Genomic DNA, 21558 nt, shown 5'->3' with positions numbered 1-21558 from the left:
TCCCCGCGACCGCTCATGCGAGGCTCGTTTGACTGCTCGATGTCCATGCTCACGCCTCCTCAAAGACCGCGAGCTTTCCTATTCCGGTGCCGGCAACAAGGCCGCCTTCCGTCGGCGCTTACGTGCTTTCGCTGCCTTAAAGCAAGCGATCGCAATCAGCCGGCAGCCGACCCGGAGCTACCGCTGGCGTTTCGACCCGAGATTTTTGAGCGGCAATCTCGTCGCCCAGCTCTCAAAAGACTCGCCTACCCATCCGTGGCTCCGGGCGCCCGCCGACGCTTTTCGCGGCAAGGCAGCCCATATTGCAATGATCCTGCGCAGTCAGAACCACCTCGAAATGATGGATCGCTCAGAAGAGATTTGCGTAATCAATCCCCTCATCTCTCAACCCATTGTCGAGCTTTGCTTGGCGATACCGACTTGGCTTTCCTGTGCCGGGGGACGCGACCGTTCCGTCGCGCGATCTGCATTCTCCAAGCGTCTTCCCGAGCTCATCACCACCCGGCGTACCAAGGGCGGCCCCGATGGATTTGCTGCACGGATTCTCAAGCAATATCGCGCCGATATTCGCGAGCGTCTAATGGACGGGCACCTGGCGTCCAACAACATCGTTGATCGGCAGAAAATTGAGACCGCCACGCGTCCGGATATCGGAGATCAGGGCGAATCCTATGTCCCGCTTCTCTTTCTCGTCGACACTGAAGCCTGGATTGATCACTGGCGCACCAGACAGCCGTCTACCGCACAAGATTGCGTTGGCGACGGCGGGCACTAGCCCGGACCGCTTCGGTCCGCCAATTTCATCGCTTCCCACCTCTTGGCCTCCACGGCGAAGGGACCTGAGACAGGAATTTTGGCCTTCAGCCAAAACTCGAACCAGGCGACATTTCGGTCATAGACAGCCTGCCTGTGTGAAGCCTGCCACTTGAAATGATGTTCATGCGGAAACACAAATAGGTCGACAGGTTTGCCAGCTTCTTTCAATGCCGTGAAGCTCTGCAGTGCCATGAGATATTCCTCATCGGCCATTTGCATGAGTAGTGGGAAACGAACGCGCCTTGCATTCTTTGAGATCGACAGTCTGTCCCAGATTCTGTTACTGCTATCTGAGAGTCTGGGCCACCCCGATCGTTTGAAATGATTGCCAATCGCTTGTCCGAGGACAACTTCTTGATTAGGCTCCCAGCAACAGCCGCTGACTGAACCGGCAGCAAAGATATTGCTGTTGAGGGCGGCGAATTGCACCGTTGACGATCCGTCGCTCAGACCCGAAATACCGACGCGGCGCTTGTCTACGATACCGCGTCGCACAAGTCTCTCGACCGCAGATTCAATCGCGGAAAGCACACTGCGGCGGTCACGGAGATCCCGTAGCAGCATTCGGTCAACTTGATATGCGTCATGGGCTCCTCTTGCGAGAGGCAGTGGACTTGGCCGTTGGAGGCTGAGGACCGCAAAGCCGCCATTTGCAAGGGCTTGGATCGGCACTTCGTCGCCAGTTCCTCCGCGGAGAAAGCCGCGAGAGGTATATTGCGTAATCACCAACGGGTAGCGTTTGGCTCGGTTGTAATGTGTTGGATATACAAGATCGCCAAAGACCTTTAATCCAAAACTATTCGTCCACTTCAGCCGCTCTATACGTCCAGTTGCCAAGCTAGCGAATCCCGGGTTTGGATCGAAAAGTATTGTGGCATCTTTGAAGTTTTCCGTAAATTTGACAATGCGTCGCGGTTGGACAGATCCTTCTATCACACAGATGGATTCGTCTCGAGAAGCGACGCAATCGTAGAGCAAGTCGGTCGTGCGGTAGATCGGCCGCGTTCTGTCGGAACCCGGCTCCCAGACATAGACCACCGTGATGCTTGCAGCCCATCCCTCTCGACGAATGAAATAAATCCGCTGGAGGTCCGGCGATCTCCACATCACGGACTGCTCGCCGAGGCAGGCCGCCGCCGAGCATTCCATGATTGAACCAGCAGCATTTTCGATCGCCAGGCGGCTGCGTGCGGGAAAACCGGTGTTTGGCACTATACGCCAAACCGGACGCCCGCCGAGAGCTCGGGGCGCGGCCGCATACTCTTGCGGCACCGTATCACTCAATTCGGCAATCTGCGGTTGCGTCGCAACCATGGTGTGGTTCGTCCGCAAATCGAGTGCATCGTATCGTTTTGTGCTGCTGGATCGTGGAAATGGGGTCGAGCTTGCCGAAGGGAAAAACCGCTCGTCGTAGTGAAAGCCGGTATTCCCTTCAGTCTCGATATCGGTGCGGGCCCGCATGATGTCCGGTCGATAGACGTAGACGAGGGTTGTCCCATCTTTGCCGATCGCAAAATCGTCGATATCCGCAGAGCTGTCGGTGAGCGGCCGGCTTCCCGAACCATCTGCTTGCGCACGCCAGACCTGGGTGATGCCGTCAACGCGTTTTAGAAATGCCAACCAAGTGCCATCCGGTGCCCATTTGGGGGTGATCGTTCGCGGCGTGCCTACTGCGAGATTTGCTCTCCCGAGTTGGTCGGAGCGGTCGAGCAGAAGGTCGCCACCATGATCGATCTCTCGAGCAAGTCCGGGCGAATGGACGCTGCTGATGAATATCCCAATACAATACCGGTTGTGATCAGGATCGGCCTGGCGGACCTGAAAGGCAATCTCCTTCCCGTCGGGCGAGACGGTGAACATTGGCGCACCCGGCAAGGGATAGACCGAACCAATATCTCGCAGACGCACGAGATCCCGAGTTGTCAGGGTCCGCTTTGCGGCGGCGGCCCCGTCGCCAGTTGTTGCCTGCTCCCAGCAGGCCGCTTCGGTTGTCCGCGCAAATGCTCCGCGACTACATCCTGCGAGGATGATCATTGAAAGTGCGAGGTATGGGAGAGCGCGCTGATAGCGCGTCACCATTCCTTACGCACCGTCAGGCTCACCGCGCGGCCGATGCTTGAATAGTTCGTAGAATCGAAAGGGATTGCGGCGGCGCTGGTCGTCCGTATCGTTGCCGGTTTCTCATTGAAGAGATTCAGGATCGATAACTCGAAGGTGATGCCCGATAATATATCGTTGCCGTCTGCCGTGCGGATGCGGCTGTTGATATCAACTGCCGTAAAACTGCCGATTTCAACAAAAGGCGCGAAGCGGTTATCTTGTATTCCACCGATATAGCTAAGTGCCGCTCCCAATCTGAATGTTGCACGTTCCCAGCCAATAGCGGCTCTTGCACGCCAATGCGGCGGATTGAACACAGTCCCCGAAAGATCCTGAAACGGGCGCCCTTCAATGAGCTGCTGCGAACTCTTGAGGTAGCTTGCTGAACCATTGAAATCGATGGAGTCCAATGCGGTGATTTTGCCGATATATCCGACCGAGAAATCAACACCTTCGATCTTTTGCCGAGCGGCATTGACCAGTGCATTATCGACGATAACGACCACCGATCTCGGATCGAACGGAGCGCCAGTCTGGTTTATGAGGCCCTCGGGGACGTTCGCTGCAACGCCAAGCACGTCTTGTACACTTGGGTAAAGCGTAACGAACGATTTGTAGTCTGGCCCAAGCGCAGCAGCCAGGTTTGTGATGGGAGTAACCACCCGATCGCGATAGCGAACCCGAAAATAGCTGGCTTGAACTGTCAGGCCTCGCACAAAGCTTGGCGTATAAGTCAGGGTCGACGTCCAGGTCTCGGCCTTTTCCGGCGCCAGCGCAGCTCGCCCGCCGAGCAGGAAGATGGCGGCGCCCCCGCCCGGGGCAGGGGGCACGAATATCGATCCCGGAACCACATATCCCTGCAAGCCACGCCCTGTCTGGAACAGCGTCGGTGCTTTGAATGATCTGCCCCATGAACTGCGGATCGCCACATCGCCAACCGGTCTGAAAACGAGCCCAAACTTGGGTGTGACCAGATCGCCGAATCCACTATTGTTTTCGTAGCGCACCGCTCCGGTAAACAAGAGTTCACGAGCAAAGGGGATCGTCTGGCTTGCGCCGATCAGCGGAAGCGACAGCTCTCCATACGCAAAGACCGTGTCTCTCTTTTGCGTGTAGACCCAGATCGGGGTCGTCACGCCGCCCACCGTCTGGCGATAATCGGTATCCTGCTTCGTCGACCGATAGCCGCCGCCAAAGGCCAGCCTGGCATCGCCTCCCGGCGCCCGGAAAAGTGCGCCTTCAACACCGAGTTCGATGCTGTCGAGTTGGTTGTCATATTGCGGATGGAAGGTCGCCGTCGTCGCGCCCCGAGTGAAGCTCGACGTTTGAACCTCGGTTTCGCTGATGGCATGGGTGCCGTTCAGCTTGACTTGCCAGCCATTGGAAAGATTGGCGATCAGCGAGGGCGAAATGGCCCATGATTTGACGTCTCGGTCGATGAAAGAGCCATTAATCCGACAACTGCTTGTCGCCAGGGCCGCTGAGCAGACCTGCGAACTGCGCTTGTTGAACTGGCCGTCCACTTCGAAGGTGAGCCAATCCGAAATCTGCTGATGTCCTGCGACGACGGCGCTGAACTGCTTTTGACCGGCGAATAGCGTCGCTTGGCGATCCAAGCCTTGTGTGTAGCTTCGTTGCCCGGCCACAATCGGCGAGGCGTGGTTGTATTCAAGCGTCACCACAGCACCGCCGGAACCCCAGCGGTGGCCGCCCAGGAATGTATATTGTTGCTCGACGTCGCCGCCGTCGGTCGCCGCGCCAAGCCGGGCCGCCGTCTCTACCCCCTTAAAGTCGCGGCGCAGGATGACATTCGCAACCCCGCCCACCGCATCTGAACCGTAAAGGGCCGAAGCGCCATCGGTAACCACTTCCACGCGTTCGACAGCCGCCAACGGAATTGCCGAAATGTCGACACCTTGGGCAACCGCATCGTAGGCGCTGCGATGCCCATTTACGAGGGTGAGCGTCGCATCGGGGCCAAGACCCCTTAGATTCAGCGCAGACGAACCGTTGGTATTCTCAGATTGTCCCTGAGACCCGACGACGCCTGGATTCTGACCTCCAGAGAAGTTTTGGGTCAAAGATCGAAAGTACGATCCAAGATCGGTCTGGCCTTCGTTGACGATCGTTTTGCGCGATTTCGCCACAATTGGCGATGGACTCTGGGCGCCGCGGATACGTGAACCAGTTACGAGGATGTCACCCTCTTCCGCCGGGCGGTCTGCTACCTCGCCCGACGCCTCCGATCGCCCCCGGATGAGGATGACATCCTTTCGGAATTCGGCGGTGAGGTCGCTGCCCTCCAGCAACGCCCGGACCGCCTCGTCCGCACTGTAAGTTCCGCGCAGGCGGGGAGCATGCTTGCCCTTGACCGCCTCTGCACCGAAGATGATTTCGCGACCCGAAAGGCGACTGACGGTTCTTAGTGCGGCGCCAAGATCCCCAGCCTCGACGCTATATTCCTGCCGTTGGCCATCCTGCGCGCTGGCCGGTGAGGCGATCGCCATTGCACTGATCGCCACCGCCGCAAGCAGTCGAATCCGAACCCCATTCCGCACTAACCCCATGATTTCCCCCATGCTGATCTCGCCATTATGGCGAGGCTTTCTGGGTGCATCGCAGCAAGGCCGCGAACTACGGGGTCACTATTGCAATATTTTCTTCACATTGTTCATCGGGGCCGAAGGAGAATCTCATCCTGGCGGGTGCGATCGACCTCCAGATCGAACAGCGTAGCGAGCCGATCGGCAACCCGTTCGGGATTGTCGATGCGGAACCGCCCCGAGACCTTGATCGCTCCAACCGCCGGATCGGAGACACGGATCGGGATCCCTGATCCCCGGTTGGCTTCGGCGATCACCTCAGACAAGGGCGCCATATCGAACTCCCTGGCCGCAGGAATGTCCGGCAGCGAGGCGACACCGACGGCATCGCGTCCTCTCGTCGCTGAGGCAAGATCGGGAAGCCCGCTGATTCCGAAGCTCAGCTCTTCGCCGGGTGCCAGGCGTGTGATGGCCTGCTTGTCTCTGTCCGCCCCGCCAGTCTTGCTTGGGCGTTCGACATCAACCGCGCCGCGCAACAGCCGCACCGTCACGCCATCGTCCCGGTTGAGGATGACGTCGAAGATCGTTCCGCGCGCGGTTACGCTTCCGCCGCCGGCAAGCACCACGAACGGCCGGGTTTCATGGGCGACGTCGAAACGCGCGCGTCCTTGCTTGAGGCGCAGCTCGCGCCGCTGGCTGTCGAATGCCGCCGCAAGAACGCTTTCGGCGTCCAGGGTGACCGTGGAGCCGTCGTCCAGCTTGAAGCTGCGACGCGTGCCTCCGACCGTCGAGAACAGTTGGCCGTCCGGCGCCGCTGCCGGGCGCACCGAAGCGATCTCGGTGGTTCTGCCAAATATGTTCGAGAGGGAGTCCCGCCCAACCCAAGCGCCGAATCCGACGATCATCAGGAAGCTGGCGAGCAGCGCCAATTGGCGCCAGCGCGAAGGTGTCGGATAACCATCATTGTCATTGTCATCGACATCGGTCGCCGCATTTGGCGACTCGGCCAGGAACTTTCCAAGGGCAAAAATCTCCCCGGCGCGGTTATAGGCGCCGAGATGCGCGGCTCCGAGGGCCAGCCAGGCGTCAAAATCTGCGCGATACCGTTCCGCGTCCGGACCGCGCATGCGCGCGAACCAGAGGGAGGCCTCTTCGAGCAACTGATCCTGCCGGGGCGCGTTGCCCGGCATCTCATTCTCACCCATCGGCATTGATGCTCTTGCTGATCCGAATGATTGCCTGAGCCACGTGCCATTCCACAGTACGGATACTAATGCCGAGCCGTTCGGCGATCTGCTTATATTCCAGTTCGTCGGCTCGGTGTAGCATATAGACCTCACGCGTTTTCGGCGGGAGGGTATCGACAGCAGCGCGGTAACGCTCGCGCATCTGGTTTATCTCGGCTGCCGCGTCCGGACCAAGCGACTCTGGACCGATCGCCACATCCAACATGGCATGCGATCGGGCCCTAGCCCATCGCCGTACCCGGTCGGCGAGGAGGTGCCGCACAATTCCCTGCAGATACGCCCCGGGGTTCTGCGACGCCGCGCCCGATTTGGACTCGGCGAGGCGGGTGAAGGCCTCCTGGACGATATCGTTACGGTCGTCTTCGATCCAAATCTTGCGCTTGAGCAACCGTCTGAGGCGCGGCGCCTCGGAGCGATAGACCGCCTCGAGCTGCTTGCGATCGATGCCCTCTGGCTCCGTGCTGTGGCCGTCGCCACCATCAGGCTCCAGCATCGCGTCAAGCACAGGTCCGGGAGGGCGCAGAACGACGCGCGCCGCCGAGCATGTCAGGGAATCTAGTCACGACGGATCCGTCCAGGCAGGCCGGCCTACTTAAGTCCAATGCGCGCGCCCAACCGTCATGGATCGGCGCATTTTATGCCTGGTAGGTTTATCCTGCAGACGGCTTCCAGCCTGTTTCCGCACTGCGTCCTAGATGTGCATTAACGCCATTTCGGATGCAAGGGACGACGTCACGAAACTGCCCCTGAAAGGGACCGGGGCGTCGCCACCTTGGTTCATGGCGGACATTTTCTCAGTTCGGGCTTCGCAACGATATCGAGAAGGCCATCGAAATAGGCGTCGAGCAGCTCAGTTCCCTCGGGCGATAGCTCAACATTGATCCGACGCTGATCACGGGGGTCGGGTGTCCGGACGAGTAGATTGCGCTCGATCATTCGGTGGATCATCCGGAGCGCGGTCCGGGCCGGCGCCTTCGATGCGCCGCAAAGGCTGGTCAATGATCTGGGCCGACGATCCTGGCGCGCATACAGATCGAACAGCATGTTGAGAGCCGGCATTGAGAACAGGTCGCTGCCAAATCGGTTGCCGAGAAGGCAGTGAGCGCGAACGGCAAGGCTGATCATCACGCATCGGTCGAGCGTTGCTATGACGCTGGGCAGAGCGCCACTCACGGGTCACGTCCGATCCGCCAGCCGCAGCCCGGCCGGCAGTGTTCCAGCGTAAAATTGCTCGATGAGGGCCTCCTGTTCTGGCCTCAGCGCATCGACTGCGCCGAATTCCCCAGTTCCCTCCGGGTCGAGCAGCGTCGAGGGGCAGCGACCCTCGAACGTGCCGAGATTGGGCCGATGCGCGCGATAGCCCGCAAGTGCGGCGAGATCGGCAGGGAAGGTGCGTGCGACCTCAGGGGGATAGGCCAGCCACGGCAATTCATAGGGTTTGAGCCAGCCCAGGCTGTAGCTGACGATCATGCCGCGTCGCGAAATCGCCGTTCGGTTCGCGCCACCGCCATGCAGCGTCGAGCCCAGAAACAGGAGGGCAGCTCCGGGGTCGATCTCGGCGGGGATAGCTTCCACGGGATCGATGAGGATCTCATCCTGTCGACGATGGCTCCCCGGCCAAATGCGCGTGGCGCCATTTGCTTCGGTGTACGGCGTGAACGGCCACATCACATTGACCAGATATTCAACGCCAGGCGTCCGCACCGGCCACATATCTTGGTCCCGGTGTGGAGGCTGGACGCGGCCGCCGGGGAGGATTTCGATTGCCTGAGTCAGGTTGAGCTGGATGCTATCGCAACCGGCCCCCAGGATGCTCTCGACGATCCTCAGCACAAGCGCGTGACGAACGAACGCATCCATGTGGTCTGATCGCCGCAGCAAGCCATGAAAGCGCTTGGTCCATTCGCCGTAAAATGGTCCCGACGCATGTGGCGTCCTGGCGAAATCATCCGCAAGATCGGTGGCGAGAGCGTCCACCACGACCGGCGAGATCGCGTCGGGGATGATGCAATAGCCCTCGGCGGACAGTGCTTCCACCCAGTTCGCGACGGCAGCGTCCCTTGCGTCAGGGATAGGCTCCATGAGCATGGTCGCCTCCCTACGCCGCAAGCGGCGTTGCGACGCCACCGAGTTGGAGGCGGACCGAAGCATAGGTTCCGGCTTCGCGGAGCTGCTCGATCGTCCGCCCCGAGATATGGATCTGCAGCGCGCCGGTGGTGGCGCCGGCAATCGTTCTCGGCTCACCCAGCGGCTCGCAGTTCCATCCCAGCGTCAGGATCTGGGTCAGCCATCCTGAATCGGCGACGCACACGAAGCGCGTAATGCCGTGCAGAAGCGCATATTGCACCGCGGCCGTCGTCAGTCGATTGCGAACACGCAGCCGTTCGGTAGCGCGCAGGCGCGGCGAAAGGCAGCCGCGGGTGATTTCCCAGATATCGGCTCCGGACGGGGGCGGCCCGTCGCACAGGTGCGGGAAGACCGAGCCCAGCAGATGCGGGCGGTCGGTCGGCAGCAGACGGATCGATCCGAAATGCTCGCCGTCCTCCGCCGCGCTGATCAGATAGACGGCATGCTCGCCATCGAACTGATCGATCTCGAACTGCCCGTCGATGACCGGAACGTCCCATTGGCGCATGTCGACGAACACGCGCTTGCGGTCCCGGTGCATATTGTCGAGTGTCGCCGATGCGCCCGGGCCGGCATGGCCCGAAAAATATTGGATCATGGAGCTTCTCCCGCTGGTTAGCGGAAGAACAGCTCAACCAAAGACGCCTCGGTCGCCACCCGCTGATCAGGGGGTTGTCAGCGTCCAAACACCTCCGAAAAGGAGATCTGGCCATCGAACAGCGCCCTTGCGATCAGGAGCGGGCGCTGCGCATTGCCATAGGCGCGACGGACATTCTCGACATGCTCGTGCGCCGTCGCTGCCGAAATTCCGAGCAACGCGCCGATTTCGGGATCACCCTTTCCGCGCGCGACCAGAACCAGCGAGTCCCGCTGCCGCTCGGTCAGTTGAGGGAGTTCGTCCAGTCCCGCGGGCAGCTTCCCACGCGAGCGCATGATGCGGCGTGCCGCCTCGAACGCATAGGTGCCGATCATATTGGCGATGGGAAGCGCGTTCGGGCGCAGCCGCTCGAATGAATCCGCCCCGAAAGAGCAGGTGCCGCGATATTCCCCGGGGACATGGACGGGGATCGTATAGCCTTCGGAGAGACCATAGGGCCGGGCCGCCTCGAGAACGGCCTTCTGCCGCTTCGTCAGCCGGATCATCGCCGGAACGTCGGTCCAGAGAAACCCCGCCGCGGTTCGCGTGCTTGCCTGGTGTACGGGATCGTAGAGGAAATAGCCTTCGCCGAGCGACCTTTCGATCCACGCCGGGTGATAGTTTGTGAGGCGGATCGCGTCCTGCGGTGGGCCTGCAAGATCGACATGATGGCCCATGGCGAATTGCCGGAAACCAAGATTAAAAGCGCACGCCTCCAAATGGACGTACAATTGTTCCTCCATTTGCGCACAGAGAAAGCCATTAATCATGCCTTTGAAATCGAACTGATCAACCATTTGCTCGCTCCGGAAGTTGAGCGGCCGAGCATCTCCGTTTGGCGTCAGGCTTCTTGTAACATTTTGCGCTGAAATCGCCGTTGACCGACAAACTGTCCATTCCGGATCAAGTCACTGCGCCGGGTTTCAACCGGTCGGATTCTGGAGATGGACGACCGCCGCGCCACGATGATCGAAGCGGGAGAGGGGATCGGGGTTGGGGCCTGAGATGAGGCTCTCTTGACCAATGGTTCCATGTCCATGACCAATTCAGCCCATAATCTAGCGCTCGAGACCGCCGCGGCCGAGCTTGTCCGCAAGCTTGGCGGCGTCTGGCGCCCTAACGGTGGCATGTGCTTGTGCCCGGCCCATGAAGACCGCACGCCCAGCCTGTCAGTCCGGGTCGGCGACCGAAGCCTTCTCTTCAAATGCTTTGCCGGCTGCACCGGACTTGAGGTCTTGGCTGCCATCCGCCAGCTGAAGCTTGACGTGCCCGTGGACACTAGGGCGGTCGGCCGGCCGCCGGTGCGACTTGATCTGGCCATGGCCGAACGTGCCAGGACGATCTGGGCCGAGGCTCGACCGGCGGCGGGGACGCCAGTTGCCTCGTATCTTTCGGCGCGAGGGATCACCCATCTGTCCTCGGCCGTGCGCTTCCATCCGCGGACCCCGTTGGGTAGAGGAGCCTCCGTCTCGTTCAGGCCCGCCATGATTGCGGCCATTTGCGACGATACGGGCGTCACGGCGGTGCAGCGCGGATTTTTCGACCGGGCCGGACCCTGGCTCGCGTCCGACCTCCCAAAGGCCAAGCTCACATTGGGTCGGCCGCTCGCCGGCGCGGTGCGACTATACCGGCCTGCTCGTTGCCTGGGGCTCGCCGAGGGCATCGAGACCGCCCAGTCCGCCGCCCTGTTGCTGAACATTCCCGTCTGGGCAACGCTTGGAAACGAGCGGCTTGCGCGCATCGCCATTCCAGAACGAATCGATCGCCTCGTCCTTCTGCCGGACAACGATCCTGGAGGGCGTCTTGCGGAACAGCAGGCCCAAGCCGCCTATGCGCGTCCCGGGCGCTCCATCGTGACCATCTGGCCATGGCATGAGCTGAACGACTGGAACGACGTGCTGATGGCGGAGCTGGGACTGACGAACAAGAGCGCCAGGGCACGGGTCGCAGCTTGACTCAATGTTCCTTATTTGTTCTCAATGTCGGCATGATGCGAATCGATGAAGATGCCCTGTCCCTCCATCTCGAGGTAGCGCTCGCCAGCTCGCCGCGCAGCCTGCTGGACGATCTGGGCAATGTGGACCGGCACCGGCGTAATCTCGCTGTGTCGGCCATTGCCCGCGAACTCGTTGAACGGCTGCGTTGCTTCGACATCCAGTTCGTTGACCAGCCCCCGTCAGTGCCCGCACAGCCCACGCTCCTCCTCGACATGGGACCGATGGGCTGATCCCCTGAATGCCCTGCTGACGGGTGCCGCGGCGCGACAATGCCGGCGGCGATCATGGCACCGCCAAGCCACTGAGGAGGGAAGGGGGAGGGGATCCGATGCGGTTGGAGGCCTGATGGTCAGGTCGCCCCGCATTGGAGAAATATGATGACCTATCCGACCATCGTCTATGCGCGCGCCCTGGATTGCCACAAGTCGCCGCACAATGTCCGCACCCAGAGCGATGCGGACGCCGATGCCGAGCTTGAGGCCAATATTGGTGAGACCGGCATCATCCTGGAAAACCTGATCGGGGTGGCCGTTGCCCGCAAGAAGGGCAAGTTCGAGATCTATGGCGGCGGCCGGCGCCTCGACGGGACGCACGCCAACATCGCAAAGGGCAAGCTCGACGAGGATTTCATGGTTCCCGTCCTTGTCGCGAAGAACGCCCGGGACGCGATCGAGATGAGCCTGGCGGAGAATTACTTCCAGTTGCCCATGAATCCCGCTGACGAATGCCGCGCTTTCAAATCGATCATCGAACGCGAGAAGAAGGTGCCGGCCGATCTCGCCAAGCGCTTTGGCAAGACCGAGCGGTTCGTTCTCGGCCGCCTGCGTCTCGCCGATCTGGCGGAACCGGTGTTCAACGCCTTGCGGATGGGCGAGATCACGCTCGAGGTCGCCACCGCCTATGCCCATACGTCCGACACCGACCGCCAGGCCAAGGTGTTCGCCCAGATGGACCAGGGCTATTATCGTCACAATCCGAACGAGATCCGCAGGGCGGTTGCCAGCGGCTCCTACAAGGGTGGTGATCCCAAGGCGATCCTTGTCGGTCGTGATGCCTATCTGGCGGCCGGCGGGGCCATCGATGCCGATCTGTACACCAACCAGTTCACCGAACTCTGGCGTGATGGGGATCTGGTCGACAAGCTGGCCGAGGAGGCGCTCGCGCAGGCGGCCGCAGCGATCCGCGATCGCGAAGGCTTTGCCGAGGTGCGCACGGTCCCGGCGACGACCATCCCCTATTCCGAGACCTTCCAGCTGACCCGGCTCGTTGGCGAACCTGCGCCGCTTGCGCCGGAGGTCGAGGCCCGCAAAGCGGAGATCGAGGCGGAACTCGCCGAGATCGAAGGGCAAGCCGAGGAAGCCGATGGCTATACCGAAGAGCAGTCGGAACGGATCGAGGTGCTCGAGGAAGAGATCGGCGCGATCATCGACACGGCGGAGGTCATCACGGACGAGCAGAAAGCTTCGGCGATCGCCTATGTCATGATCGGCAAGGACGGCCAGCCTTGCGTTTACGAGGAACTGTTTGTCGCGGTTTCGGAAGACCCCGACGAGGTCGATGAGGATGAAGAGGTAGATGGTGACGACGATGCGACCGAGACCGACGAGGACGAAACCGAAGCACCGACGACCGAGCATTTCAGCCAGAAGCTCAAGGACGAACTGGCGATGATGAAGACGGAACTGCTCGCGCTCCACATCGCCAACGACCCGCACTTCGCGCTCGATCTCGGCACCTTCATCATGGTCGATGATGCCTGCCGCCTGGGCTATTATGGGATGCCGAGCGAACTTCGGGCGAGGGCGCCGAGCCCGCGTGTCTCCGGCTTCACGAGCGACACTCCGGCCGCGCAGGCCTGGGCAAAGCTCGATGACGCTCTTGACCGCAGCTGGATCAACCACACCGAGATCCATGAGCGGTACGACGCCTTCTGCGCGCTCGAAGATAGTGCCCGCGCGGCCTGGCTCGGTTGGGCGGTCGCCCGGACTTTGCACGCAGTGCCCGAGGGGATGACCGGCAGCAGCTTCCTCAATCATCTCGGGGCCAAGCTCGGCATCGACGTCGCAGCCTGGTGGCGTCCGACCGCGCGCAACTTCTTCGATCGCATCACCAAGCCTGCGATCCTGAAGCTGTTCGAGGCCATTGGCGGCAACGACTTGAAGAACCGCTACGCGGCGTCGCGCAAGTTCGATCTCGCGGCATCGTCGGAGAAGCTGTTCGCCGGCCAGATCATCGCCGAGGCGGAGGTCAAGGAACGGGCGCTTGCCTGGCTTCCCGGACCGATGCGGTTCGCCGTGGAGGATGCAGAAATCGACGCGACTCTGTTCGAGGATGCGCCGGTCGCGGAGAACGATTCGGCTCCGATCGAGCCGGAGCAGACCCAGGACGAAGAGCCGATCACCCTGCCCAAGGCCGCTTGATCGAAAAAAAGGATCGGGGCCGTGGCTCGCGCTGCGGCCCCTCGAGCGCAGATCCGCGGCCTGATCGAAAGCAGGGACCTCGATCATCACGAAATCACCGATGCATGGATCGAGCAATGGGCGGCCGACATCTACCGCGCGGCGTCCGAGAAGTGAGGAGGGAAGGGGGGACGGCGAGGTGAGGGCCCGGGGGCTCTCGACCATTCGCTGGAGAACCGCCCATGACCTGTCTAATCTTCGCTGCGCCCGCCGCAGCCACTGAACTCTCTGCCAAGGCAACCTCGCTCCTCGACGTCGCCAGGATCCTCGTCGATCGCCTTGCCGATGGTACGAGCGTCTCCCGCCAGACGCTCAAATCCCTGATGCGCCAGCACTTCGGCGGCTCGGATGCCTGGGGCGATTGGTCGATGCGCGACGCCTATGAGGCGCTCGAAGCGGCCCAGGTCTTGCTGGCCCTCAATCCGGCCAGCGGTCTCATCGACTATGACGACCCTATCGCCGCGACTGCCGCACGCGACCGTCTTTCACGATTGCTGCCGACCCAGAGTTATCGCAGCGAACGTCAGGTCGACCTGCAGCAATTCTCCACGCCGCTGCAACTGGCCTGGCTCGCCGCGCACGCTGCCCGGATCACCGATGCCGATACGGTGCTCGAGCCCTCGGCCGGCACCGGCATGCTCGCAGTTCATGCGCGGCAGATCGGGGCGCGCCTGATCCTTAACGAGCGCGACCCGCTGCGCGCCGACCTTCTGGCGCTGACCCTCAACCAGCAGGTCAGCCGGCACGACGCCGAATTCATCCATGACATGCTCGATCCCGCCGATCGCCCCAGCGTCGTGTTGATCAATCCTCCCTTCTCACGCAGCGAGGGCCGAGGCAGAGATCGCCATGCCGGCGCACGGCATCTTCGTTCTGCCTTGCTGCGCCTGGTCGACGGTGGTCGCTGCGTCGCGATCATGTCACCCGCCTTTGCCCGCGATGGCACGGGATCGAAGGGCTATGATGCCGTCACGTCGCTTGTTCCGGCGCGGTTCGAAATCACGATCAACGGCCAGCCCTATGCCAAGCATGGCACCGCGATCTCGATCAGGCTGGTGATTTTCGACAAGGGCTGGACCGGCGAGCCTGAATGCCACGTCGTCGCCGATCTGCGCGGCGCGCTGTCGATCGTCCTCGACCTGCCGCCGCGCCTGGACGCCGGCGAACCGCCACTGCCGCCCGCGCCGGTCGAGCAGTTCTCGCCGGCCAGACCAATTCTGGCGCCGCCGGCGCGCGCTGGTGGATTGTTCTCGCGCGTTGAGCCGCTCCGACCAATCGCGCCGCCCCCTGCGCCGACGATCGCCGGAGAGCCTCAACTGCTCAGCTACGAGGTGCTGGATGTACCCTCGGCAACCGCCGAGCAGATTGGCATCTACGCCCCGTGGCGGCTTGCCCGCATGGCCTTCACCGACGTCAGTCCGCACCCGGACCAGTTGGTGGAATCGGTGGCAATGTCGTCAATCCTTCCGCCGCTGCCAACCTATCGGCCGATGCTGCCGCCGCGCGCGGTCGAAGCACTGTCCGACGCGCAGCTCGAGACCGTCATCTATGCCGGCCAGTCCTTCTCGCGTGACCTGCCGGGCTGTTATCGGCCCAATCAGGCCGGCACGCTGCTCGAACCCAACGCCAATGGCCACGTCTATCGTCTCGGCTATATGGTCGGCGATGGAACGGGTGTCGGCAAGGGCCAGCAGATCGCCGCCTGCATCCTCGATCGCTGGTGCCGCGGTCAGCGTCGTGCTGTCTGGATATCCAAGAGCAGCGCGCTCCTGGAGGATGCGCGTCGCGACTGGACCGCGCTGGGCGGCATGGCGATCGATATCCAGCCGCTCGACGCGTTCGCATTCGGCGCGCCGATCACGATGGAAAGCGGTATCCTGTTCCTGACGTTCGCGACGCTTCGATCCCAGCGGGACGACGCGCAATCCCGGCTGCAGCAGATCCTGTCCTGGCTTGGCGAGGACTTCGACGGTGTCATCGCCTTTGACGAGGCCCACGAACTCGCCAACGCCGCTGGCACCGAAACCCAGTACGGTACGCAGAAGGGCTCTGAGCAGGGATTGGCGGGCGTGCGGCTCCAGAACCTCCTGCCGCGGGCCTGCATCCTCTACAACAGCGCCACCGGCGCCACCGATCCCGCCAATCTCTGCTACGCCAGCCGCCTCGGCCTATGGGGCCAGGGTTCCGCCTTCGAGACCCGCGAAACCTTCATGGCGGCGATCGGCAGCGGCGGGATTGCGGCCATGGAAATCGTCGCCCGCGACTTGAAGGCGCTCGGACTCTATACTGCGCGCGCGTTGACTTTCCGCGGCGTCGAATATGATCCGCTCGAGCACAAGCTCACGGATGACCAGATTGCGGTTTATGACGCCTATGCCGACGCGTGGGCGCTGATCCACCAGAATCTCGATGAGGTTCTCGAAGCGACCAACATCGTCGATGGCATGAATGGCCGTGCGCTCAACGCCCAGGCCAAAGGCTCGGCGCTGTCGCGCTTTGAAAGCGCGAAGCAGCGTTTTTTCGGTCAATTGCTGGTCGCGATGAAGCTACCAACCGTCATTGGTGCAATCACGAAGGACGTCGCCGAAGGGCGGCATGTTATCGTCCAGTTGGTCACGACCGCCGAGGCAATGCTGGACCGGCGCCTGGCCAGCCTCTCGGCAGACGAGCGCGCCCATCTCGATCTCGAGCTCAGTCCACGGGAATATATGATCGACTATCTGAAATCTGCCTTCCCGACCCGGATGATGCGTGTGTTCAAAGGGTCCGACGGCGAGCCGCGCTCTGAACTGATGGTCGATGAGGACGGCACTCCGGTCCACTCCCAGGCCGCGCTTCAAGCTCGCGACGACCTCATTGAGCGCCTGTGTTCGATGCCTGCTATCCCAACGGCGCTCGACGAGCTGATCCGCGAATTTGGTACCGATGCGGTCGCAGAGGTAACCGGACGGACCCGCCGGTTGGTCGTCGACGGTAGCGGTCGACAGCAAATCGAACGCCGGACGGCGCGCAGCAACATTGGTGAGTCCGACGCCTTCATGACCGGCCGCAAGGCGATCCTGGCTTTCTCCGATGCTGGTGGGACCGGCCGCAGCTATCATGCCGACCGCAACTGTCCGAGCGCTGACCGCCGCCGCGTCCACTATCTGCTCGAACCCGGTTGGCGTGCCTCCAGCGCGATCCAGGGCCTGGGCCGCTCGAACCGGACCAACCAGCTCACCGCGCCGATCTTCCGGCCGGTGACGACCGATTGCCGGGGCGAACGTCGCTTCATCAGCACGATCGCGCGCCGCCTCGACAGCCTGGGCGCGCTTACGCGAGGACAAAGACAGACGGGTGGTCAGAATTTGTTCGATCCGGCGGACAATCTGGAAAGCGACTATGCTCGTGACGCGCTCAGCCAGTGGTATCATCTGCTTTATCGAGGCAAGCTCACCAGCGTCACGCTAGACGATTTCACCCGCATGACCGGGCTCAAGCTCGTCGATCAGAATGGCGGCGGCCTTCTCGAAACCCTGCCCCCGATCCAACGCTGGCTGAACCGGCTGTTGGCACTGCGGATCGGCACCCAGAACGCCATCTTCGAGGAATATATAGCGCTGATCCAGGCACGGATCGATGCAGCGCGCGATGCGGGGACCCTCGATGTCGGCGTCGAAACGATCAAGGCCGAGCGGATCGTGCCGCTCGATGAGCAGGTTCTGCGCCGCGACCCGGTGACCGGCGCGGAGACCAGGCTTTGCCGCATCGAGCTTCATCATCAGCGTCGAGCGACTCCCTTTGCGCGCGTCATGGAAACATGGTCCGGGACGAAGGACATCGCCTTCTTGAAGAACGGTCGTTCGGGCCGGATCGCACTCAGGGTGCCGTCCTGGTCTATCCTCGACAATGATGGGCACTCCATCCAGGTCTGGGAGCTGATCCGGCCGGTCGGATCGGAGCGGATCCGCCAGTCTGCACTCGCCGAGAGCCATTGGCGTCCCATCGACGAGGCCAGCTTTCGCGAGGCCTGGGGCTTGGAATGTGCGGACATCGCGACGCGGATCGATATCGAGACAATCAACATCGCGACGGGTCTGCTGCTGCCTGTCTGGAATCGGTTGCCCGACGACGACGTCCGCGTCTGGCGGATCTCCGATGCCCAGGGCAATTCGCTGCTGGGTCGCATCGTCTCGCCCGCCGGATTCGAGAAGCTCGCCCAGTCCTTCGGCGTGACCATGGCGATCGCCTTGTCTCCCGCAGAGATCGTCGCTGCGGCCCGCGGCAGCGATGGCGTCGCAATCCCTGCGCTACCGGGAGCCCGGCTACAGCGTTCCTATGTCAACGATGAGGCGCGGCTGGAAATCAAGGGTTTCCCGCCCGAAAAGCGTGAGTGGCTGAAGGCGCTCGGCTGCTTCACCGAGATCATCAGCTACAAGACCCGGCTGTTTGTCCCCACGAACCGGGCCGAGAATATCCTTTCGGCAATCGCCGCCAATTCCGCGACCGGCATCGCCGCCTGAATGCGGCCGGCGGTGCGAGGAAGTCCCGAACCGTCCGCCATTGGCGGCAATCTTGACCCACGAGCCTGTAGCGGACCAGCGCTCTTGGGGAGGGAAGAGGGGAAGCGGATGTGGTCCGCGAGTGGTTCGCCGGACCGCACCGGAGATTTCCCATGACCGACCCCGATCCGATCGGCGCGCTTTTCGTCGAGAGCTTCAACCTCGACCTCGCCGAGCTTCATTCCGCCGCCCGCGTCGCGCTGCCATCGAGCGGCAACCATCCTGATATGCTCGAGCTCCAGGACGACGAGGGCATTTTCATCAGCTTCGTGCCTGCCGATGCATCGCCTGAAATGGTAGCGATCGCATACCGCCTCTATGGCCAGGGCCTCAATCATGGTGTTCGCGCCGGCGCGGCAGCGGCATGGGCGAAACTGCGTCACCTGATCGGTGCCGCGTCGGCCGACGACACCATCTGAACCATCGCGCCGCCTCGCTGGACGGAGGGTCCAGGGCGGCTTCCCATGATCCATTGTCCGCAGGAGGCCTATCATGGCTGACCGTGTTTCCGTGACTATCCGCATCGGCGGCTCGCTGCCGCGCGCCCTGCTTGCCGATTTCATCGCCGCCATCGAGGGCGAAGCGCTCACCGATCCCCTCGGCGAGTATTTCTCGATGGCACACATCACGGGCTTTGGTCCGCTCGAACTGGCGGCCGATGAAGTTGCCTGGGGTCGCCTCGAAACTCTCGAGGCTTTCTGTATCGACAATCGGCTGCCGTTTGAACGCTGGTGTGGCAGCTATCCGGGAAGCTGGGAAGCCGAGCGGATCGTCTTCGACGGCGCGGCCGACCCACGCTCCTACACCGTCACCGATAACGACATCGTCGTGGTCACCGAGCCGGAGGTCCGCTCCCTCGGCACCTTCGAGGCTGTCAGCGCCTATCTTCAGTCGGCAAGTCTCACACTGCCGCCGTTGACCATCGTCGATGACGGGGAGCAGGGGCATGGCTGACACCTATATTCAGGGCTGCTTTGCCTTCTCGTGCCTTCCGGCGGAGATGGCGCTGTTGGAGGAAGCCTTTCAGGCGAGCTATGGCTTAGGCGAGGGCTACAACCCCGACTCGGTGAATCCGAGCCCCGAGTTCCTGGCGTTGTTCCCCGCCACCGAGCACGATCGTTGGGCGGGATTTCGTGACATCTTCTCCGACCGCGATTTTCCATCCTTCGGCGCGGTTCTGACAGGCAGCAACCTCGCTGATCCCTTGATGGTCGACGCCATTGTCACATCGGAAATCGCCCTTGATCCCGAGGCAATAGCCAAGCTGATCCAGCGCTGCTGCGCGGCAACGCTCCTTACCGGTCCGATCGGTTTCGAATGGAGCGTCACTTGCTCGCGAATGCGGGTGGGAGAATTCAGCGGGGGGTGGTGCGCGATCTTCCATGAACGGATCGAGATCGAAACCACCGGCGAAGCCCTTGCAGCATCGCTTTCTGGCGGCGTCCTCTGAATTCGCCCGGCCGCGGGAGATCATCATGGCTCATATCGTCAAAGGCGCAGCGCATTGCGCAAAGCCGGGGTGTGATCGGAGTTGGGCGCGCGATCCCGTGTTGGAAGTCGCGTGTCCCGACTGCGGCGCGCCTGTCGGGGCACGCTGTCGGCGACCGAGCGGGCCATGCCGGTCCACTCATCGATCTCCACGCCAGCCGCGACATTCTGGCGGATCGGGATGGGCATTACGGTCGGTGCCCGTTCCGCATCTGCGGCCTGGACCAGATGCCCATGCAGGCGAGCCTCCCGCTGTTCGACTGATCGTCAAGGAGACCTCCTATGAATGAACCCACGATTGAAATGTGGCGGGCGTTGCTCGATTTCCGGGAGCGCCATGGACGCTATTGGAAGCGCGCCCTTTCGCTCAAATGGATGAACGGGAGCGACGAGTTCGAGCATTTCTCGGCATCGCTGCGGATGACGCGCAACCAGTTCGGTCCGACCTGGCTCTACGCTCTTCGGCCCGCCGCCCTCGACGCTGCCGCGCGTCGTCTCGCCACTCTCGATTCAGAACCTGACAACTGCCGGGCCGAGCCTGTGGTTAGCGGCGAACCTTGCCCGAACGATCACTGACGCCGGACCTGCGAAGGGAAGGGGGTCTTGGGGGGATGTGCGGCGGACGGAGGAGACGATGTTCCGCGCGCGCAGCCAGTATCAGGAGGTTCCCATGAACATGATCGCCACCGTCGACCGCCCCGTATCGGGGGCCTACAAGGTTGATATCAGCCGCGGCCGCAACGTCAGTCGCGTTTCCTCGGAATGGTTCTCGCGCCCCGAGGACGAACGCTACCTCTCGCTCACCAGTCTCTATGATCGCGTGCGTACCCGCGCCGAGGCGGCGACAACCCGCGTCGTCGAGAGCCGCGCTGTCCGCGTCGAGGCGCGCAGCGACAATCCCGAGCGCCTTTCGCTCCTGGCACCCGGCAGCGATGAACCGGTCGCGCCAACCAACTGGTCGTTCGGCCAGATGTGCAGCCTGGTCGGCGCGCCGGCCTCCTATCTGCGCGATCTGCCCGCGGCGCTCGCCGGCATCAATCTCCAGCATGGCCTGATCGCGCACCGTGGCGAGCAAGTGAAGTTGCTCCAGACGCACGATGGCCGCACCGAGTTGCGGGCGGTCACCGGCCCCGATTACGGCCGCATCTGGGATTATGAGTTGGTCGCGGCTGTGATGAAATTCGCGGGCGATGGCGTCGGCGATACACGGTGGAAGGTTCCGGGCGTGCTCGACTGGGGCACGATGCGCTATAACCCTCACGTCGATGTCAGCCGCGACACGACCACCCTCTATGCCTCGGATCGTGACGTCTTCCTCTTCCTGGTGGACGATACCCACCCGATAGAAGCGGGCCGGCTGCCCAATGGTGACCCGGACCTCTACTTCCGCGGCTTTTATTGCTGGAACTCGGAAGTCGGTTCGAAGACGCTCGGCATCGCGACCTTCTATCTCCGGGCGGTGTGCATGAACCGGAACCTCTGGGTGCGCCATGGTGGCGCGATCAATTGAGTGAAGGATGACTTCTCAGGAAACCAAGAACAGCCTGATGCTCACCCGACTTACCTTGGCCAGCAATGGCTGCGACCGTGAAAACGGCAGGGG

General features: G+C 62.1%; 19 protein-coding genes and 1 pseudogene. 11 read left to right on the top strand and 9 right to left on the bottom strand.

The features are described 5' to 3' along the window. Positions 1-775 (top strand): asparagine synthase-related protein (locus D0Z70_RS23190; protein ID WP_239019103.1); only part of this gene is annotated, 775 nt, incomplete at its 5' end. Here D0Z70_RS23190 and D0Z70_RS23185 read toward each other — a convergent pair. From D0Z70_RS23185 to D0Z70_RS23150, 8 genes are all read right to left on the bottom strand, one after another. Continuing rightward, positions 772-2895, bottom strand: coding sequence for an Atxe2 family lasso peptide isopeptidase (locus tag D0Z70_RS23185; RefSeq protein WP_119750462.1), 2124 nt, complete (start codon positions 2893-2895; stop codon positions 772-774). The two genes, D0Z70_RS23190 and D0Z70_RS23185, sit on opposite strands and share 4 nt — an antisense overlap. Next, entirely contained in the window at positions 2889-5495 is a 2607-nt protein-coding gene (locus tag D0Z70_RS23180) for a TonB-dependent receptor domain-containing protein (protein ID WP_239019102.1), read from the bottom strand. Before D0Z70_RS23180 ends, D0Z70_RS23185 begins: the two co-directional genes overlap by 7 nt. A 92-nt stretch (positions 5496-5587) precedes the next feature. Further along, the gene (locus D0Z70_RS23175) at positions 5588-6649 is read right to left on the bottom strand and encodes a FecR family protein (protein WP_239019101.1); all 1062 of its coding nucleotides are present in this window, start codon (positions 6647-6649) and stop codon (positions 5588-5590) included. A 7-nt stretch (positions 6650-6656) separates the two neighbouring features. Then, positions 6657-7199, bottom strand: a complete 543-nt coding sequence (locus D0Z70_RS23170) for an RNA polymerase sigma factor (RefSeq protein WP_119750460.1) — start codon at positions 7197-7199, stop codon at positions 6657-6659. A gap of 284 nt (positions 7200-7483) precedes the next feature. Continuing rightward, positions 7484-7831, bottom strand: coding sequence for a MarR family winged helix-turn-helix transcriptional regulator (locus tag D0Z70_RS23165; RefSeq protein ID WP_119750458.1), 348 nt, complete (start codon positions 7829-7831; stop codon positions 7484-7486). Positions 7832-7882: 51 nt separating this feature from the next. Then, positions 7883-8788: a phytanoyl-CoA dioxygenase family protein gene (locus tag D0Z70_RS23160; RefSeq protein WP_119750456.1), complete on the bottom strand. Its 906-nt coding sequence runs from the start codon at positions 8786-8788 to the stop codon at positions 7883-7885. 16 nt (positions 8789-8804) lie between these two features. After that, positions 8805-9431: an acyl-homoserine-lactone synthase gene (locus D0Z70_RS23155; protein ID WP_119750454.1), complete on the bottom strand. Its 627-nt coding sequence runs from the start codon at positions 9429-9431 to the stop codon at positions 8805-8807. Positions 9432-9508: 77 nt separating this feature from the next. Continuing rightward, the gene (locus D0Z70_RS23150) at positions 9509-10267 is read right to left on the bottom strand and encodes a helix-turn-helix transcriptional regulator (RefSeq protein WP_119750452.1); all 759 of its coding nucleotides are present in this window, start codon (positions 10265-10267) and stop codon (positions 9509-9511) included. A gap of 240 nt (positions 10268-10507) precedes the next feature. On the opposite strand from D0Z70_RS23150, the gene D0Z70_RS23145 reads away from it, so the two are divergent. From D0Z70_RS23145 to D0Z70_RS23115, 8 genes are all read left to right on the top strand, one after another. Next, positions 10508-11425: a DUF7146 domain-containing protein gene (locus D0Z70_RS23145; protein ID WP_338054934.1), complete on the top strand. Its 918-nt coding sequence runs from the start codon at positions 10508-10510 to the stop codon at positions 11423-11425. Positions 11426-11457: 32 nt separating this feature from the next. Beyond that, positions 11458-11697 carry a hypothetical protein gene (locus D0Z70_RS23140; RefSeq protein ID WP_119750448.1) on the top strand — a complete coding sequence of 80 codons (240 nt, stop codon included), beginning with the start codon at positions 11458-11460 and terminating at the stop codon, positions 11695-11697. Between the two features lie 144 nt (positions 11698-11841). Further along, the gene (locus D0Z70_RS23135) at positions 11842-13887 is read left to right on the top strand and encodes a ParB/RepB/Spo0J family partition protein (protein ID WP_239019099.1); all 2046 of its coding nucleotides are present in this window, start codon (positions 11842-11844) and stop codon (positions 13885-13887) included. Positions 13888-13908: 21 nt separating this feature from the next. Continuing rightward, positions 13909-14043 carry a hypothetical protein gene (locus tag D0Z70_RS25765; protein WP_275402241.1) on the top strand — a complete coding sequence of 45 codons (135 nt, stop codon included), beginning with the start codon at positions 13909-13911 and terminating at the stop codon, positions 14041-14043. A 65-nt stretch (positions 14044-14108) separates the two neighbouring features. Beyond that, positions 14109-18428 carry a strawberry notch-like NTP hydrolase domain-containing protein gene (locus D0Z70_RS23130; RefSeq protein ID WP_239019098.1) on the top strand — a complete coding sequence of 1440 codons (4320 nt, stop codon included), beginning with the start codon at positions 14109-14111 and terminating at the stop codon, positions 18426-18428. Between the two features lie 152 nt (positions 18429-18580). Further along, entirely contained in the window at positions 18581-18886 is a 306-nt protein-coding gene (locus D0Z70_RS25265; RefSeq protein ID WP_220475703.1) for a hypothetical protein, read from the top strand. A gap of 73 nt (positions 18887-18959) precedes the next feature. Then, positions 18960-19421 carry a hypothetical protein gene (locus tag D0Z70_RS23120; protein WP_119750446.1) on the top strand — a complete coding sequence of 154 codons (462 nt, stop codon included), beginning with the start codon at positions 18960-18962 and terminating at the stop codon, positions 19419-19421. Next, complete coding sequence (locus D0Z70_RS23115) at positions 19414-19917, top strand: hypothetical protein (RefSeq protein ID WP_119750444.1); 504 nt, start codon at positions 19414-19416, stop codon at positions 19915-19917. Before D0Z70_RS23120 ends, D0Z70_RS23115 begins: the two co-directional genes overlap by 8 nt. 38 nt (positions 19918-19955) lie before the next feature. On the opposite strand, the gene D0Z70_RS23110 is transcribed toward D0Z70_RS23115, so the two are convergent. Continuing rightward, complete coding sequence (locus D0Z70_RS23110; RefSeq protein ID WP_119750442.1) at positions 19956-20144, bottom strand: hypothetical protein; 189 nt, start codon at positions 20142-20144, stop codon at positions 19956-19958. 93 nt (positions 20145-20237) lie between these two features. Here D0Z70_RS23110 and D0Z70_RS23105 point away from each other — a divergent pair, with 93 nt between their 5' ends. Next, positions 20238-20531 (top strand): hypothetical protein, encoded by a 294-nt coding sequence (locus D0Z70_RS23105; protein WP_119750440.1) that lies wholly within the window; start codon positions 20238-20240, stop codon positions 20529-20531. A gap of 94 nt (positions 20532-20625) precedes the next feature. Continuing rightward, positions 20626-21438: pseudogene (locus D0Z70_RS23100) on the top strand (DUF932 domain-containing protein); the annotation flags it as partial. Between the last annotated feature and the right edge of the window lie 120 nt (positions 21439-21558).

This window comes from Sphingobium terrigena, assembly GCF_003591655.1.
GTDB classification, from domain to species: domain Bacteria; phylum Pseudomonadota; class Alphaproteobacteria; order Sphingomonadales; family Sphingomonadaceae; genus Sphingobium; species Sphingobium terrigena.
The sequence above is the reverse complement of the archived record's forward strand: the minus strand, read 5'-3'. Positions and strand labels throughout refer to the sequence as shown.

Coding starts and splice junctions, on each gene's coding strand:
- D0Z70_RS23185 (WP_119750462.1), bottom strand. CDS start 2,895: ATGGTGACGCGCTATCAGCGCGCTCTCCCATACCTCGCACTTTCAATG.
- D0Z70_RS23180 (WP_239019102.1), bottom strand. CDS start 5,495: ATGGGGGAAATCATGGGGTTAGTGCGGAATGGGGTTCGGATTCGACTG.
- D0Z70_RS23175 (WP_239019101.1), bottom strand. CDS start 6,649: ATGCCGGGCAACGCGCCCCGGCAGGATCAGTTGCTCGAAGAGGCCTCC.
- D0Z70_RS23170 (WP_119750460.1), bottom strand. CDS start 7,199: ATGCTGGAGCCTGATGGTGGCGACGGCCACAGCACGGAGCCAGAGGGC.
- D0Z70_RS23165 (WP_119750458.1), bottom strand. CDS start 7,831: ATGATCAGCCTTGCCGTTCGCGCTCACTGCCTTCTCGGCAACCGATTT.
- D0Z70_RS23160 (WP_119750456.1), bottom strand. CDS start 8,788: ATGGAGCCTATCCCTGACGCAAGGGACGCTGCCGTCGCGAACTGGGTG.
- D0Z70_RS23155 (WP_119750454.1), bottom strand. CDS start 9,431: ATGATCCAATATTTTTCGGGCCATGCCGGCCCGGGCGCATCGGCGACA.
- D0Z70_RS23150 (WP_119750452.1), bottom strand. CDS start 10,267: ATGGTTGATCAGTTCGATTTCAAAGGCATGATTAATGGCTTTCTCTGT.
- D0Z70_RS23145 (WP_338054934.1), top strand. CDS start 10,508: ATGACCAATTCAGCCCATAATCTAGCGCTCGAGACCGCCGCGGCCGAG.
- D0Z70_RS23140 (WP_119750448.1), top strand. CDS start 11,458: ATGATGCGAATCGATGAAGATGCCCTGTCCCTCCATCTCGAGGTAGCG.
- D0Z70_RS23135 (WP_239019099.1), top strand. CDS start 11,842: ATGATGACCTATCCGACCATCGTCTATGCGCGCGCCCTGGATTGCCAC.
- D0Z70_RS23130 (WP_239019098.1), top strand. CDS start 14,109: ATGACCTGTCTAATCTTCGCTGCGCCCGCCGCAGCCACTGAACTCTCT.
- D0Z70_RS25265 (WP_220475703.1), top strand. CDS start 18,581: ATGACCGACCCCGATCCGATCGGCGCGCTTTTCGTCGAGAGCTTCAAC.
- D0Z70_RS23120 (WP_119750446.1), top strand. CDS start 18,960: ATGGCTGACCGTGTTTCCGTGACTATCCGCATCGGCGGCTCGCTGCCG.
- D0Z70_RS23115 (WP_119750444.1), top strand. CDS start 19,414: ATGGCTGACACCTATATTCAGGGCTGCTTTGCCTTCTCGTGCCTTCCG.
- D0Z70_RS23110 (WP_119750442.1), bottom strand. CDS start 20,144: ATGCCCATCCCGATCCGCCAGAATGTCGCGGCTGGCGTGGAGATCGAT.
- D0Z70_RS23105 (WP_119750440.1), top strand. CDS start 20,238: ATGAATGAACCCACGATTGAAATGTGGCGGGCGTTGCTCGATTTCCGG.